Source organism: Marimonas arenosa, from assembly GCF_030848945.1.
GTDB lineage: Bacteria > Pseudomonadota > Alphaproteobacteria > Rhodobacterales > Rhodobacteraceae > Marimonas > Marimonas arenosa.
Map to the genome: position 1 here is coordinate 332,226 of NZ_JANHAX010000005.1, position 14,468 is coordinate 346,693.

The window sequence follows — 14,468 nt, forward strand, 5'->3', positions numbered from 1 at the left end:
TTCGTTGAAATTTTTTGTCGTTTTGCCTGTCACTCATCCGGGGCCGGTTCGCCGACCCTCATGATTTCCCACTCTAGCGTGATCCCGCTTTTCTCGTAAACCCTTTTCCGCACCTCTTCTCCGAGCGCTTCGAGATCTTCAGCGGTCGCCTGCCCGGTGTTGATCAGAAAATTCGAGTGCTTCTCGCTCATCTGCGCTCCACCGATGGTCGCGCCCCGCATACCGGCCTCGTCGATCACCCTCCAGGCCTTGAGTTCGTGGGTGTCGTCAGCGCGGCCGGTCGAGGAAAACCCAGCCGGATTTCGGAACGTGCTGCCGGCGCTAAGCTCCTTTGTCGGCTGGGTCGCATCACGCTTGGCGATCTGGTCCGCCATCTTCGCGTGCAACTCTTCGGGATCACCAGCGGGCCCCTCGAAAGTGGCCTCTACGATCACCCACCCCTCGGGCAGTTCGGTCTGGCGATACTGGAACTTCAACTGATCGGCGGTGAGGGCCACGATCTCGCCATCCCGCGTCACGGCCGTGGCCTCGACGAACACATCGGCCACGTAAGAACCGTAACAACCGGCATTCATCCGCACCGCGCCACCGATCGAGCCCGGGATGGTACGCAGGAAGGTCAGGTCGACCCCGGCTTCGGCCGCCTTGCGCGCCACATGGGCATCGAGCGCCGCGGCGCCTGCGGTCACGCGATTGCCCGCGATCTCGATCCCGCTGAAGCCGCGCCCCAGCCGGATCACCACCGCCCGCAGGCCGCCATCACGCACGATCAGGTTCGAGCCGACGCCCATCGCAAACACCTGCACCCCGGGATCGAGCGCCTCGAGAAAATCGGCCAGATCCTCGACATCCGCCGGCAAGAACAGCCAGTCCGCCGGTCCACCTACCCGAAGCCAGGTCAGCTCGCTCAGAGCCTTGCCGGGAATCAGCTTTCCCCTCACCTCGGGTATTTCCATCATGGGGCACCGCTCGTGTCGTTTTGCGCCTCTTACAACAAGATATGGAGGTGCGAAACCCGTCGGGCAACTGATTTCCGAGACCCCGGCCGGTGCCTCACAGCCCAGCCTTGCGCCGCACCCAGCGCCCGAGATAGATCACCGGCCAGCGCAGCACGCTCATCCCAGCTAAAAGGGCCAGCAGCCCGACCCAGACCGGGTTTTCCCAGAACACCCAGACCAGCAGCGGCACCCCAAGCCCGATCAGCCCATAGGCCCGGCGCCAGTGGTTATCCTTCGACGGGATCATCGCCAGCACGTTGGCGGTCAGCAACCAGACGAACAATGCGATCAGAGAGCCGTTCATCGCCGCAGCTCCGGCGGCAATTCCGGCCGCTCCCCGCGCGCGCGCTTCCACAAATAGCGCAGCGGATTGCGGAACATCGACACGAAGGCGAAAAGCCCCAGCACCGCGAAAATCGCACCGTGCTGATAGCCGATGAACCCGATCAGCACAGGTGCCGCGATCAGAAGCACGAGCCCCGGCACCATTTGCCGCCGCATCGGCAGCATCGCGACCACGGTCGCGGCCAGAACCCAGAAAAAGCCCAGAAGAAGCGATATGCTCACAACAAGTCTCCCGCAATGGCCGCCGTGAAACAGCCCAGTGATAGAACAACCCCCAGCCACGGCCATAGCGGGGAAACCGAAAACTCCGCCGGACCCATCTTGCGCTTCACCCCGATCAGCGCCGCGTTGACGATAGCAAACACGATCAGCAGAGCCAGCGTCGTCACCTCGGCCAGCGTCGCCACTGGCAGCGTCAGCGCCGAACCGATGACGAAGGCGCCGACCAGGACCGAAGCCAGAACCGGCGTGCCGAACCGGGCGTGGGCGGCGTAGAAAACCCGGAACTCCGGCGCCCGGCGGCCAAGCCCGAACAGCACCCGCGACGCCATCACGATCTGTGCCAAAACGCCATTGAGCGCTGCCGCCACCGCGATAGCCGACAGGAACACCGCGCTGGAGCCGGTACCGGCCTCCCAGACCAGCGCCAGCGGTCGTTCCGAAGTGCCCAGCACCTCGCGCGGCACGGCCCGGACGGCAGCCAGTGATACCAGGGCATAGAGCACCGCCGTAATCAACAAGGCGAAAAGAATGGCGCGAGGCATGGTCCGGGTCGGGTTCTTCGCCTCTTCGGCCATGTTGACCATGTCGTCGAAGCCAATGAAGGCGAAAACGGCGAACAGCGTTGCCGCCGCCACGCCGTTCCATTCCGGCGGCGGCAGGGGAAGGGCGAAGGCCTCGACCGGCGGTGCCGAAAACCCCGCGAAGATCACCATGCCAAGCCCGAAAACCTCGATCACCGTCAGCAGCGCGGCGAAGGCGAGGCTTTCGACCACGCCGATGATCGCGATCAGGGTCAGTGCCGCGCCGAGCCCCACCACCGCCCACAGGAAGGGAATATCTATGAACGAGGTCAGATAACCGACCCCACCGCGCAGCACCGCCGCGGCCGCTACCGTGCCCGCCACGATGTTGATGAGACCCACGAGCACCGCAAGCCAATGCTGCTTGAGCCCGACTTCGACATAGGAACTGTCGCCTGCGGCCTCGGGAATACGCGACGACAGTTCGGAAAACGAAAGCGCAGTGGGCAGCGCCACCAGCCCGGCAATGAGGAAGGCAACCGGCGCCCACATGCCGGCCTCGCCCGACGCGGCCCCGGTCAGCACGTAAATACCCGCGCCGACCATGATGCCGACGCCATAGGCCGTCAGCAACCCGGTGCCGATCTTGCGTTTGAGCTGCTCCGTCATTGCCTCTCGCCACTCATCCCCGGTACAGGTCCGCCAAATCAACGCCCACGACCTCTTGGGCCGGACAAACACTTAGCACCTGCGGAGAGGGTTCGTCACGCCCCAACCCTCCGTCGTCTGGGCTTTCGCGAAGCGCCCGGAGTCCGTGATCTCAACCCGCAGTCAGGTGGATTAGTCGTCAACCTCTTCGTTTTCTTTCCGGCGACGCAAAAGAACCCCGAGCACGTATGCGATCAGGAAGGGCAAAACCACAAACGGCACGAAAACGATGAGCGCCAACGCCACTGGCCAGGCTTCACGGATTGGCGTGATTACCGCGACGATCCCGATCACGGTCGTAATCGCAATCGCAACAGCGCGTTTCCCCTGCGCGAGCAGGATGCCACCCGTCCCTGCGCCCACTGCAAACAATGCCAGTATCAGATTATCCATAGCCGTGACCGTGCGTTGCTTGCGGAACCGTGTCAAACGACGAAACCGGTCACCATCCGGCGTGCGATCCGCGACAACGTCAATCCGCCCACCAGCACGCCCAGCCCCGCAACTGCCTCGCCCGGCGCTGTCTGCATGTGGAGCAGCAGCAATCCCGCCGCCGCCAGTGCGAAGACTAGAACCAGTCGCCGCAACAGCCGCGTCACCCCGACCAGCGCCAGCAGAATCACCAGTGCGACGAGACCCCAGAGCACAGCCGCCTCATCCCGCCAGCCGTTCCGGCAGGGCGTTGGCCCAGGCCGAAATCGTGCCCGCGCCAAGGCAAACGACCATATCGCCGGGCTTGGCCTGTTCCTTCACCAGCCGCACGAGGTCGTCGAGATTGTCGATGCCCTGCGCATGCCGGTGCCCGTGCGCAATAAGCCCCGCCACCAGAGCGTCGCGGCTGGCGCCTTCGATCGGCTGTTCGCCAGCGGCATAGACCTCGGCGATGGCCACCACATCGGCCTCGTTGAAGCACGAGCAAAACTCGTCGAACAGGTTGGACAACCGGGTATAGCGGTGTGGTTGGTGCACCGCGATGATCCGGCCCTCGGTCGCCTGTCGCGCCGCCTTCAGCACCGCGGCGATCTCGGTCGGGTGATGACCGTAATCGTCGATGAGGGTCACCCCGTTCACCTCGCCCACCCGGGTAAACCGCCGATTGACGCCGCCGAAATTGGCCAGCGCCTCGCGGATCTCGCGGCTCTTCATGCCAAGATGACGTGCCACCGCCACGGCACTGAGCGCGTTCGAGACGTTGTGATCGCCGGGCATCGGCAGGGTGCAGCCTTCGATCACCTTGTCCTCGGCCTGCAACGCGATGTCGAAATGCGCCACACCCCGGTCATAGGTCAGGTTCACCGCCCGTATGTCGGCCTGAGCATTGAAGCCGAAGGTCACCACCCGGCGGTCAGTGATCTTGCCAACCAGCGCCTGTACGTCCGGGTCGTCGGTGCAGCACACCGCCAGCCCGTAGAACGGGATATTCGACACGAACTCGAGAAAGCCGCGATGTAGATTCTCCTCGGTGCCCCAATGCTCCATATGCTCGGGGTCGATATTGGTCACGATGGCGATCGTCGCCGGCAGCCGGTTGAAAGTGCCGTCGCTTTCGTCGGCCTCGACCACCATCCATTCGCCCTGCCCCACCCGGGCGTTCGAGCCATAGGCGTGGATGATGCCGCCATTGATCACCGTGGGGTCAAATTTGCCGTGGTCCAGCAGCGCCGCCACCATCGTCGTCGTGGTGGTCTTGCCGTGGGTGCCGGCCACCGCGATGTTGGATTTCAGCCGCATCAGCTCGGCCAGCATCTCGGCCCGGCGCACCACCGGCAGGCCGCGCCGGCGCGCCTCGTCGAGCTCGGGATTGCCCGGTTTGATCGCCGACGAGATCACGACCACTTCGGCGGCTTCGAGGTTCTCGGCCCGCTGCCCTTCGAAGACGTGCGCGCCCATCTTCTCCAATCGCTGTGTGATCGGCGTGGATTTCAGGTCCGAGCCCTGCACCACGTAGCCGTGGTTCAGCAACACCTCGGCAATCCCCGACATGCCAATCCCGCCAATGCCAACGAAATGGATCGGGCCCACGTCGCCCGGAAGTTTGGTTGCAGCTGAATTCATCGCCTGTGTCGCCTCTTCAATCTCATCGCCGCAGGCCGGGCCCTGCGTCGGCCGAGCTTCAGCCCGGCTTGTGTCTCGCTCACTCGGTCCCTGCCAGCGTCTCCACCAGCGCCACCAGTTCCTCGGCCGCCTCGGGCTTGCCCACGGAAAGCGCCGCCTGCGCCATCAGGCTTGCCCCTTGGGGATTGCCCAGCACGCTGGCGATCTGTTCACTCAGAACCTCGACCGACAGCCGGCTTTCAGGAATGACGATCGCGCCGCCGGCGTCGGCGAGCCCACGGGCATTGGCGCTCTGATGGTCACCCGCCGCATAGGGATAGGGGATCAGGATCGACGGCCGTCCGATGACACTGATATCGGCCACCGAGGACGCGCCCGAACGCGAAATCACCAGTTGCGCTTCGCTCATCCGCCGCGGCACGTCATGGAAGAACGGCTGCACGTCAGCCGCAATGCCGTGATCGGCGTAGAATTTTTTCACCCGCTCGCCATCCTCGTCACGCGCCTGGTGGCTGACGCGCAGATGCTGCAGCAGAGCTACGGGCAGCGCGGCAACCGCCGGCGGCACCACGTCGCTCAGCGCTCGCGCCCCCTGGCTACCGCCGATCACCAGGATCGACATCGGATAGTCGCCCGGCGCGATATAGCCCGCACCCACCCGTTCGAGCACCGCGCCACGCACCGGGTTGCCGGTATGAATCCCTTCAGCCCCTGCGGGCAGCGTCGTCGGCCAGGTGCCGCAAGCCACGACATCGACGCGGCGGGCGAAGACCTGGTTCACCCGTCCCAGCACGCCGTTCTGCTCGTGGATCATCCGCGGCAACCGCAGCAACCAGGCCGCGCCCATCGCCGGGATGGCAGGATAGCCGCCGAACCCAACCACCACATCCGGCCTGTCGCGCCTCATCCGCCAGATCTGCACCACGACACCGCCCGCGACCCGGAATGGCACCAGCAGCTTGGCCAGCACGCCTCCGCGGGCAAAGGTTGCGCTCGCCACCTGCTCGATTTCGACCGTATGAGGAAACCCGCCGGTATAGCGCGCACCACGGGCATCGGTACTCAACTTCACCCGCCAACCCTTGCGCAGCATCACCTCGGCCAACGCCTGCGCCGGGAACATGTGCCCGCCGGTTCCGCCGGCCGCGATCACCAGAAACTTCTGACGCTCCGCCATTTCAACCCCCGTCAGGTGGGCGATCCGCCCACCATGCGCCGTTTACCGCCCGCGCCCGCGGAAAATCTCGTCGATCCCGCCCTGCGGTCGAACGCGCGTGAAGGCCAGCAGCATGCCCACCGCGATTCCGCCCGCGATCAGCGACGACCCGCCGTACGAGACAAACGGCAGCGTCATCCCCTTGGCCGGCAGCAGCCGCACAGCGACGCCCATGTTGATCATCGCCTGCACCCCGAACATCGCCGCCAGTCCGGTACCGGCCAGGCGGATGAACGGGTCACGCTCGCGAATGAGCCTGAGCATGGATCGCACCACGACGATCGCATAAAGCGCGATGATGCAGAGCACAAGCACTAGCCCGTATTCCTCGGCCGCCACCGCGATGATGAAATCGGTATGCGCGTCGGGCAGCGACCATTTTACCTGCCCCTCGCCGATGCCGACGCCAAAGAAGCCGCCCTCGCGGATCGCGTTTTCGGCAAAGCCCAGCTGGGTGCGCGGGTCAACCTCAGGATTGAGGAAGCCATCAATCCGCCGCGCAAAATGTTCGGACGAGTTATAAGCGAAAGTGCCGGCCAGCACGACCATCCCGGCCAGCCCCGCCAGCAGCAGCATCGGCGCACCGGCCACGAAGTACATCACGCCCCAGCCGAACAGGATCAGGCTGGCCTGCCCGAAATCGGGCTGCAACGCCAGAAGAAGAACGATGATCGCCGCCAGAACCAACGACAGGCTCTTGCCCGGCGGCCCGTTGATCTCCTGGCTCGCCGCCATCATCCAAGCCGCGACCACGATGAAACCGGGTTTCAGGAACTCGCTCGGCTGTATGCTGGCGAAGCCCAGCGAATACCATCGCACCGCGCCCTTGCCGAAATCTGTGCCGAAAAACGGCAGGCCCATCAGCGCGATAAAGGCAGCCAGGAACCCAAGCACCGCCAGCCGCCGCACCAGGTCGGGGCTCATCATCGAGGTGATCAGCATCGCGATCAGCGCCGCGCCGCCGAACACCGCCTGCCGGGTCACGTAATGGAAGGCGCCGAACCCGTTTTTCTCGGCCAGCGGCACGCTGGCGGCCAGCCCCAGCAACAACCCGATGCCGAACAGGATGAGGACGCAGCTCAGCGTCCACTTGTCGACCGTCCGCCACCATTTCGGCAGCACCGGTTCGCCCTCGCGCACCGGCACCGCGCCATAGACCATTTCCGTCATCGGAACACCGCCACTAAATCTGCCTCAACCGTCCCGTTTTCGGGATCGTTGAAAGCACCCTAGCATGGTGATTCGCCCAAGGGAAGCACGCGATTCGCGGGCTTGATCACGCCGGGCTGTGCGGCCAGGCATCGCCCGCAACACGTCGCTCCGACCAGCGCCCGCAAAACCGCTGCGATGGATTGGCGCTATGAAAAACACCCCTGCGCGTGTGTCGCTCGCCGCGCTCCTCGCCTGCCTCTGTCTGCCGAGATCCCGCCGCTTGCTGGTTTTTCCTCTCGGATTAGATCCTCGCAGAAGACCGGGCTTGCCATCATCGACGGTTAAGCGCTCCTCTTTCACACTTGTCCCCCGGGACGCAGCGCCGCCTGGGTCAATGTGAGACACATCTTTCTTGGCGACTTTCTTGGCGACGACTGAACCGATATCGCGACGATTACGCTTGCGCTCGCCTCAGTCTTCGCCCGGCGCAACGCTGTTTCCTGCGGGCAACCGACAGATCCGGTCCCACCGATCATATCGACGTCACCAACCGCGGTGCTGCGGAACACGGCTGTGACGACACCAACGAGCGCAGCAGTCGCAAGGCTGTACTCAAGGGCATCCGCGACCAGACGACCTCTGACCGTTCCGGTCGTCTCTTGCGCGGGAACGGCACCGAATTTCTGCACTGGCCCGTGACGGCCGGCCACTGCTCCGGCGCGCCTGACCGCGTCAGACCGGGAGGTACAGCCGATTCTGCCCCAACTGCCGGTCTGCCTTTTCGTATCCCATGCCCAGAAGCCGCTTTTCCGCGGCATAGGGCGTGGCGCTCGCGTCTTCCTCGTCGGGCTTGACCTCCATCAGCACAAACGGCCGCGAGGCCGCGATGGTTTCTTTCGCCCCGATCAGCGCCTGCTCCTCGACCCCTTCAACGTCGAGCTTCAGGAACCCAACGTTGTCCAGACCGAAAGCGTCGAGCGGCAGCGCCGGGATGTTGCCTTTCCCCTTGATCCGCCTGGTGATCGACAGCCGGCCGAACGAACTGCCGATCCGGACATAGTCGCGGCGGTCGGACACCGCCGCCATGTAGGGCATCACCCGGGGCAGGATCCCCCATTCATAGACGTTCCGCTCCAGGCAGGCAAAAGTATCGGGCGCCGGCTCCAAGCTCAGGACGCGGTCGAAATGCCTGGCCATCACCCGCGTGTAAGAGCCGACATTGGCGCCGGCGTCGATCGCCACCCGTCCGGTAATCGCGGCCTCGCCCGCGATCTGCCGGATCATGTCCAGCGCGTCGGTCAGGGGCTTGATCGAACCCGGCTTGGATCCGAACAGCGCCTCCATCTTGCGGCGGTTGCGCGCGCCCCGCGCATCCGCGTCAGGCACCCAGAAGTCTCCGAATTTCTTCACAGCGGGCTCCGCTCCCTGTCAACGTCCGGCCCGGCTTACTGCAACCACGCCCCATGGAAAAGTCTTTACCGTCCCGGCCGAGACATGGCGCAACGTTTCATTCGGGCTTGACCCGCGTCCGTCCCTGCGCCACGCCGCGGTCATGGAGATCGAAACCCTCATTCTCGGTGCCGGCGCGGCCGGACTGATGTGCGCCGCCCATGCCGGGCCGGGCACGCTTCTGGTCGATCATGCCAAGGCCCCGGGCGAAAAGATCCGCATCTCCGGCGGCGGACGCTGCAATTTTACCAATCTCGATGTCACTGCGGCCAATTTTCACGGGCAAAATACGCATTTCGCCAAATCCGCCTTGGCGAGTTTCAGTCAATGGGACTTCATCTCGCTCGTCGCCGATCACGGCATCGGCTGGCACGAGAAAACTCTGGGCCAGCTGTTCTGCGACGGCAAATCCACACAGATTGTAGAGATGCTCACCAGCCTCGTGGCCCGCGCCGGGGCTGAACTCCGGCTCGATACTATCGTGAAAGACCTCTCGCACGATGGCACCCGCTTTTCCGCCACGCTCGAGCGCGGCGGCAGGCGCGAGATCGTCACCGCCCGCAATCTGGTCGTCGCAACGGGCGGAAAGTCGATCCCCAAAATGGGCGCCACCGGCCTAGCCTATGACATCGCCCGCCAATTCGACCTCGACGTCGTGCCGCCACGGCCGGCACTGGTGCCCTTCACCTTCCCGGAGGGCCGCTTCGCGCCGCTCGCAGGCGTGTCCTTGCCCGTCAGTGCCACCGCCGGCGGTATGCGTTTCGACGAAGCGATCCTGTTCACCCACCGCGGCCTATCGGGCCCGGCCATGCTGCAGATTTCCTCCTTCTGGGAGGAAGGCCAGCCGATCTTCATCGACCTTTCCCCCGCCACGCCGCTCTACGACACGCTGCGCGCCGGCCGCCAGCAACCCGGGGGCCGCAAAACGCTCGCCACTCATCTCGCTGCACTCCTGCCCGCCCGGTTGGTGCAGTTCTTCGCTGACACTTTGCCGCTCACCGGCAATCTCGCCGACCAGTCCGACGCCGCTCTGCGCAGGCTCGCCGACCAGCTTCACGCCTGGCGACTTACACCGGCGGGAACCGAAGGCTGGCGCACCGCCGAGGTCACCGCCGGCGGCGTCTCGACCGCCGACCTCAACTCGAAGAGCATGCAGGCGACACGCGTGCCCGGGCTCTTTTTCATCGGCGAGTGCGTCGATGTCACCGGCTGGCTCGGCGGCTACAATTTCCAATGGGCCTGGTCCTCGGCCATGGCCGCCGCACGCTGGATCGCCCAAAACCGCTGATACCTTTCATCTTACCGCAAATTTGTCCGGCCGGCGGCACCCGGCCTCACGGCTCTTGCTTCCGCCCAATCCTTGCCGCACCATTTCACCATGCGCAGCTTCGCCGAAATCTTCGCCATCGCCGCCGACCGCCACGGCGGCACCGATGCGCTTGCCGCTCTGCTGTCAAAACCCTTGCCTCCGGAAGAACTGGCGAAGATCCCCGATGACCGCTGGCTCAGCCAGGTGACAAAATGCATTTTTCAGGCCGGGTTCAACTGGAAGGTGGTCGAGGCGAAATGGGCCGAGTTCGAACAAGCCTTCCAGGGGTTCGACGTGGCCCGATGCGCCTTCATGGATGACGACAGGATCGACGCGCTGCTGTCCGATACTGCCATCATCCGCAACGGAGCGAAAATCGCGGCCGTGCGCGACAACGCCGCCTTCCTGCTGGCGCTGCGTGACCAGGGCGGCGCCGGCGTGATTCTCGGCGGCTGGCCGGCAACCGACTTCGTCGGTCTGCTCGACCTGCTCAAACGCGAAGGCAGCCGGCTCGGCGGCACGACCGGCCAATATGCCATGCGTTTTATGCGCCGCGACGGCTTCATTCTCAGCCGCGACGTCACCGCTCGGTTGATCGCCGAGGGCGTGATCGACAAGCCGGTCGGGTCGAAATCCGCCATGGCCGCAGTGCAAAAGGCCTTCAACAATTGGATGCAACAGTCCGGCCGCTCGCTCACTGAAATCAGCCAGACCCTCGCGCGCAGCGTGTGACAGAAACGATTTGCCTGGGGCTGCGTCACCGCGTCTGGCCGGACCGCTTCACCGCTGAATGCTTTCGAGGTAGACCATCAGCGCCACCAGCGGTCGCGGCGTCGGGCTCATCACTCCGTCGCCGCTGTCCACCGGCACGGTTGGCCCCTCCAGCAGCAAACCGAATTCCGGCATGTTCTGGTCCGGCAGCCGGCCCCTGGTATAGCCGTCGATATAGCTGAGCACCGCGGCGCGCGGGAATTCGCCCTTGTTGCGCCGCGCAATCGTGCTGAGATCACTCGGGCGCCGACCGGTCTCGCTGCGGATTTCCCGCGCCAACTCGCCATCGCCACGCCCGGCCGGACCATGGCACATCGCGCAGTTCGTCGCAAAAAGCGCCGCGCCTTCACCCGGTCCCGGCATTTCCTGGTTGGCACAGCCCACCAGCATGACCGCCAAAGCCGTTCCCGTCATCCAAACCGTTGCCCGCATCGCCGTCCCCTACTCTGCCGGCGCCTGCAGGCTTTCGAGATAGGCAACCAGGTCGGCAATCGCCCGACTGGTCATCAGCGGCTGGCCCGACGCCGTCTTCATCGCCGTGTCATCGCCCTCGAAGAAATCGCCGTAGACGGGCATCGGCGATCCGTGGCTGATCAACGGGTCGCGCCCGTCGATCCGCCGGACCACCCGCAGCAGCGGAAACTCGCCGTCATTGGCCGCGACCAACGTCGTCAGATCGACCGGCTGGATCAGCAACACCCCGGCCATCGGACCCGCTCCCTCGGCATCAATCCCGTGACAGGTGGCACAATGCCGCTCGTAAAGCACGGCGCCCTCTTCGATATCCTGTGCTAGCACAGGGCTCGCCGCCATCGCCGCCAGCCCGGCAGCAAAAACCAGTTTTCTCATCATCTCGCCCTTTCGCTCAAAAGCGCCCCTCAAATTTACTATAACCGATTCCCGCGCGATGGCACTTGATCCCTGTCACGCCCTCAGCGCTGCAGTGTTTCGACATAGCTCACCAACTCCAGCAGCGCGACCGGCGTCATGATCTCTTCGCCCTCGGACGACACCCAGATCTGTTTCGGCCCCTCCAGCAGCGGGCCGAACTCCGGCATCACCGAAAAATCGTGCTTGCCGGGATAACCATGAACCGTGGCCATAACATGCTCGACCGGGAATACCCCGTCATTGGCAGCACGGAGCACGGTCAGGTCAGCCGGCGGGACTGGCAGCCGCGCCGCCCACGGGCCATTCCCAACTCCACCACGGCCATGGCAGCCGGCGCAATACTGGCGAAATGTCTCCTCACCCTGCGGCGGCGACAATTCGGTACAGGCCACCAGAACCGCCAGCCCGGCGAGTGCTGTCGCATACGATACCACGGCCCGGTTTGCTCTGCCCATCGCCTGTGCGCCTTCCTTCGTGTTTCGCGCCTTGTGCGGCAACATGACCCGAATGCCATGGGAAATCAATGATCTGGATCGCCGTCGCGGCCCGTGCCAAACTGATCGGAGACGCGCAAAGACAAAGGCCTGCCCATGCTTACCCCCGCCGACGCCCAACGCTTCCTAGACGAAAACTTCGCAGACTGGGTCCGCGCCCTCGACCTCACCATCGCCGCGATCGACCCCGACGGCGCCACCCTGCGCATGCCGATCACGCCGGCGCTCGCCCGGGTGGGCGGTATTCTCTCGGGCCAGGCGCTGGCGGCGATGGCCGACACCTCGATGGTGTTCGCCTGTGCCGGCCACATGGGCGCGTTCAAACCGGTGGCAACAACCAATCTCGACACGGTCTTCCTGCGCCCCGGCACTGGCGATGCGGTACGCTGCGAGGCCGAGATCGTTCGCGCCGGCAAGGCGCTGATCTTCGCCCGCGCCACCCTGATCACCGAGCCGTCCGAGAAACCCGTGGCCACCGCCACGGCCACCTTCTTCCTTCCCTGACACTGCGTCCTGCCTTCGCGCGTTCGGATCACTTTTTTCCTGCGCGCAAATGCACATGAAGACGTGCAGCGCCACACCGCCGATCACGCCGTCGTGACATCCCGGTGCACCGCACTGGCGTTAGGATGTCGCCAAGTCAGATATTTGTGAAAAAGGGAGACTCCGATGACCAAACCGGCCTTTTCGATTACCCGGCGCTCGGCACTAATGGGGGCTGCTGCCCTGCCGCTTGCCGCCGCCACATCTTCAACTGCTTTCGCCGCGGCCGAGATGCTGGGTATGGCAACCACCCGCTTCAACCGCTTCAAGCTGGGCAGCTTCGAAGTCACCGCCCTGCTCGCCGGAACCCGCACCGTGCCCGAACCGCAGTCGATCTTCGGTATGAATGTCAGCCCCGAGGAATTCGCCGCCGCTTCGGCCACGGCCAATATTCCCACCGACAAGGCGCAGTTCTTCTTCACTCCCACCGTAGTCAACACCGGCTCCGAGCTCATTCTGTTCGACACCGGCCTCAATCCCGGCGCGATTTCCGGCGCGCTTCAGGCGGCCGGCTATCAGACCGACCAGATCGACAAGGTGGTGTTGACCCACATGCATGGCGACCATATCGGCGGCATGGCCGAGAACGGCGCCGCGACCTTCGCCAACGCTGCCTATTTTACCGGCGCGGCCGAGTTCGATGCCTGGGACATGTCCGGCAACGAAGGCTTCGAAGCCAAGGTCCGTCCTTTCGCCGAGAGCATGACCATGCTCGACGATGGCGGTTCCGTGGCGTCGGGCGTCACCGCCATGGCCGCCTTCGGCCACACCCCGGGCCACATGACCTACATGATCGAATCCGACGGTCAGCAACTGCTGATTGCCGCCGATTTCGCCAACCACTATGTCTGGTCACTGGCCTACCCCGACTGGGAGGTCAAGTTCGACCGCGACAAGGCGATGGCTGCCCAGACCCGGCGCCGTATCCTCGGCATGATCGCTGCCGACAAGATCCCTTTCATCGGTTATCACATGCCCTGGCCGGCCATGGGCTATGTCGAGTCCCACGGCGATGGCTTCCACTACGTCCCGTCGAGCTATCAGATGATGCTCAACGGCTGACCGCCTCCTGCAGTCTCAAGAAGACCCCAAAGGGGCGCCCGTCGCGGCGCCCCTGTCATTTCAGCGGTGGCAGGTCCACCTGCCAGCGGATCACCACCGGCTGCGGCTCCGCGCCCTCGGCCGGCGCGGGCGTACCCTTGGAGTAACCCGTGAGCCGCAGGAACGTCCCCTCGACCACCGCCTCCAGCCGGTCGTTGTCATAACTGATCTCGGCAATCGCCCCCTTGCCGCCATCGGCGCCCATCGCCATCGGGGCATCGAAGCCTTGCTGGTCGAACAGCTCAGCCGATAACAGCTTGAAACTGCCGCTCTGGCGTTGCAGCGTCACCTGTACCATGGGACGGCCCGGGGCGCCGTCCGCCCCCACCACGCGCCCCACCGAGTTGATGGTCAGAAACGACCCCATGATCATTTTCTGCTCGGCATAGGCGCTGCCCTTTTCCTTGTCGTAGGGAATGACCAGTTCCAGTATGTCACCGCCCATCTCCACGGTCATCTCGCCCATCGCCTCATAGCGCGGCGCCAGTTCGGCCGCGGCCAGCGCGCCGGCGGACAGAACCGCGGCGGCCAAGGCGCTGACCTCCAACTTGCTCAGAAACATCACCGAAACTCCCTTTGTCCTTTGATTCGCCCACAGCCTATCAAATCTCGCCCGCCGGCCTCACCCCCTGCCGGTGTCGATCGCAAGGCGACAGCCGGATCACGTCTTTTCTTCCGCACGGCCTTGCCCCA

General features: G+C 64.6%; 18 protein-coding genes. 4 read left to right on the top strand and 14 right to left on the bottom strand.

The annotated features are described in order from the left end of the window. Window positions 1-29 precede the first annotated feature (29 nt). The 10 genes from murB to NO357_RS16805 form a co-directional block, all read right to left on the bottom strand. Window positions 30-959: a UDP-N-acetylmuramate dehydrogenase gene (gene murB, locus NO357_RS16760; protein ID WP_306736857.1), complete on the bottom strand. Its 930-nt coding sequence runs from the start codon at window positions 957-959 to the stop codon at window positions 30-32. Between the two features lie 94 nt (window positions 960-1,053). After that, on the bottom strand, window positions 1,054-1,302 hold the full coding sequence (locus NO357_RS16765; protein ID WP_306736858.1) for a DUF2484 family protein: 249 nt from the start codon (window positions 1,300-1,302) through the stop codon (window positions 1,054-1,056). Then, a complete protein-coding gene (locus NO357_RS16770) occupies window positions 1,299-1,565 on the bottom strand; it encodes a DUF2484 family protein (protein WP_306736859.1) in 267 nt (88 codons plus the stop codon). Before NO357_RS16770 ends, NO357_RS16765 begins: the two co-directional genes overlap by 4 nt. Next, window positions 1,562-2,755, bottom strand: coding sequence for an APC family permease (locus NO357_RS16775; protein ID WP_306736860.1), 1,194 nt, complete (start codon window positions 2,753-2,755; stop codon window positions 1,562-1,564). Before NO357_RS16775 ends, NO357_RS16770 begins: the two co-directional genes overlap by 4 nt. Window positions 2,756-2,926: 171 nt before the next feature. Next, on the bottom strand, window positions 2,927-3,187 hold the full coding sequence (locus NO357_RS16780; RefSeq protein ID WP_306736861.1) for a hypothetical protein: 261 nt from the start codon (window positions 3,185-3,187) through the stop codon (window positions 2,927-2,929). A 32-nt stretch (window positions 3,188-3,219) separates the two neighbouring features. After that, window positions 3,220-3,441: a hypothetical protein gene (locus NO357_RS16785; protein WP_306736862.1), complete on the bottom strand. Its 222-nt coding sequence runs from the start codon at window positions 3,439-3,441 to the stop codon at window positions 3,220-3,222. 7 nt (window positions 3,442-3,448) lie between these two features. Beyond that, window positions 3,449-4,849 (bottom strand): UDP-N-acetylmuramate--L-alanine ligase, encoded by a 1,401-nt coding sequence (gene murC / locus NO357_RS16790; protein ID WP_306736863.1) that lies wholly within the window; start codon window positions 4,847-4,849, stop codon window positions 3,449-3,451. A gap of 79 nt (window positions 4,850-4,928) precedes the next feature. Continuing rightward, on the bottom strand, window positions 4,929-6,026 hold the full coding sequence (locus NO357_RS16795) for a UDP-N-acetylglucosamine--N-acetylmuramyl-(pentapeptide) pyrophosphoryl-undecaprenol N-acetylglucosamine transferase (RefSeq protein WP_306736864.1): 1,098 nt from the start codon (window positions 6,024-6,026) through the stop codon (window positions 4,929-4,931). Window positions 6,027-6,068: 42 nt separating this feature from the next. After that, entirely contained in the window at window positions 6,069-7,235 is a 1,167-nt protein-coding gene (gene ftsW / locus NO357_RS16800; RefSeq protein ID WP_306736865.1) for a putative lipid II flippase FtsW, read from the bottom strand. Between the two features lie 714 nt (window positions 7,236-7,949). Continuing rightward, window positions 7,950-8,627 carry an FkbM family methyltransferase gene (locus NO357_RS16805; protein WP_306736866.1) on the bottom strand — a complete coding sequence of 226 codons (678 nt, stop codon included), beginning with the start codon at window positions 8,625-8,627 and terminating at the stop codon, window positions 7,950-7,952. 142 nt (window positions 8,628-8,769) lie between these two features. On the opposite strand from NO357_RS16805, the gene NO357_RS16810 reads away from it, so the two are divergent. Continuing rightward, window positions 8,770-9,954: a BaiN/RdsA family NAD(P)/FAD-dependent oxidoreductase gene (locus NO357_RS16810; RefSeq protein ID WP_306736867.1), complete on the top strand. Its 1,185-nt coding sequence runs from the start codon at window positions 8,770-8,772 to the stop codon at window positions 9,952-9,954. Window positions 9,955-10,044: 90 nt separating this feature from the next. Then, the gene (locus NO357_RS16815; protein ID WP_306736868.1) at window positions 10,045-10,707 is read left to right on the top strand and encodes a DNA-3-methyladenine glycosylase I; all 663 of its coding nucleotides are present in this window, start codon (window positions 10,045-10,047) and stop codon (window positions 10,705-10,707) included. A 48-nt stretch (window positions 10,708-10,755) separates the two neighbouring features. On the opposite strand, the gene NO357_RS16820 is transcribed toward NO357_RS16815, so the two are convergent. From NO357_RS16820 to NO357_RS16830, 3 genes are all read right to left on the bottom strand, one after another. Continuing rightward, the gene (locus NO357_RS16820; RefSeq protein ID WP_306736869.1) at window positions 10,756-11,178 is read right to left on the bottom strand and encodes a c-type cytochrome; all 423 of its coding nucleotides are present in this window, start codon (window positions 11,176-11,178) and stop codon (window positions 10,756-10,758) included. 9 nt (window positions 11,179-11,187) lie between these two features. Continuing rightward, on the bottom strand, window positions 11,188-11,595 hold the full coding sequence (locus NO357_RS16825; RefSeq protein ID WP_306736870.1) for a c-type cytochrome: 408 nt from the start codon (window positions 11,593-11,595) through the stop codon (window positions 11,188-11,190). 83 nt (window positions 11,596-11,678) lie between these two features. Continuing rightward, a complete protein-coding gene (locus NO357_RS16830; protein ID WP_306736871.1) occupies window positions 11,679-12,092 on the bottom strand; it encodes a c-type cytochrome in 414 nt (137 codons plus the stop codon). 135 nt (window positions 12,093-12,227) lie between these two features. Between NO357_RS16830 and NO357_RS16835 the strand changes: the two genes are divergently transcribed. Together NO357_RS16835 and NO357_RS16840 are read left to right on the top strand one after the other, a co-directional pair. Beyond that, the gene (locus tag NO357_RS16835; RefSeq protein WP_306736872.1) at window positions 12,228-12,635 is read left to right on the top strand and encodes a PaaI family thioesterase; all 408 of its coding nucleotides are present in this window, start codon (window positions 12,228-12,230) and stop codon (window positions 12,633-12,635) included. Window positions 12,636-12,800: 165 nt separating this feature from the next. After that, window positions 12,801-13,736 carry an MBL fold metallo-hydrolase gene (locus NO357_RS16840; RefSeq protein WP_306736873.1) on the top strand — a complete coding sequence of 312 codons (936 nt, stop codon included), beginning with the start codon at window positions 12,801-12,803 and terminating at the stop codon, window positions 13,734-13,736. A gap of 55 nt (window positions 13,737-13,791) precedes the next feature. Here the strand turns inward: NO357_RS16840 and NO357_RS16845 are convergent, their stop codons facing one another. Next, on the bottom strand, window positions 13,792-14,337 hold the full coding sequence (locus NO357_RS16845; RefSeq protein ID WP_306736874.1) for a hypothetical protein: 546 nt from the start codon (window positions 14,335-14,337) through the stop codon (window positions 13,792-13,794). Window positions 14,338-14,468 lie beyond the last annotated feature (131 nt).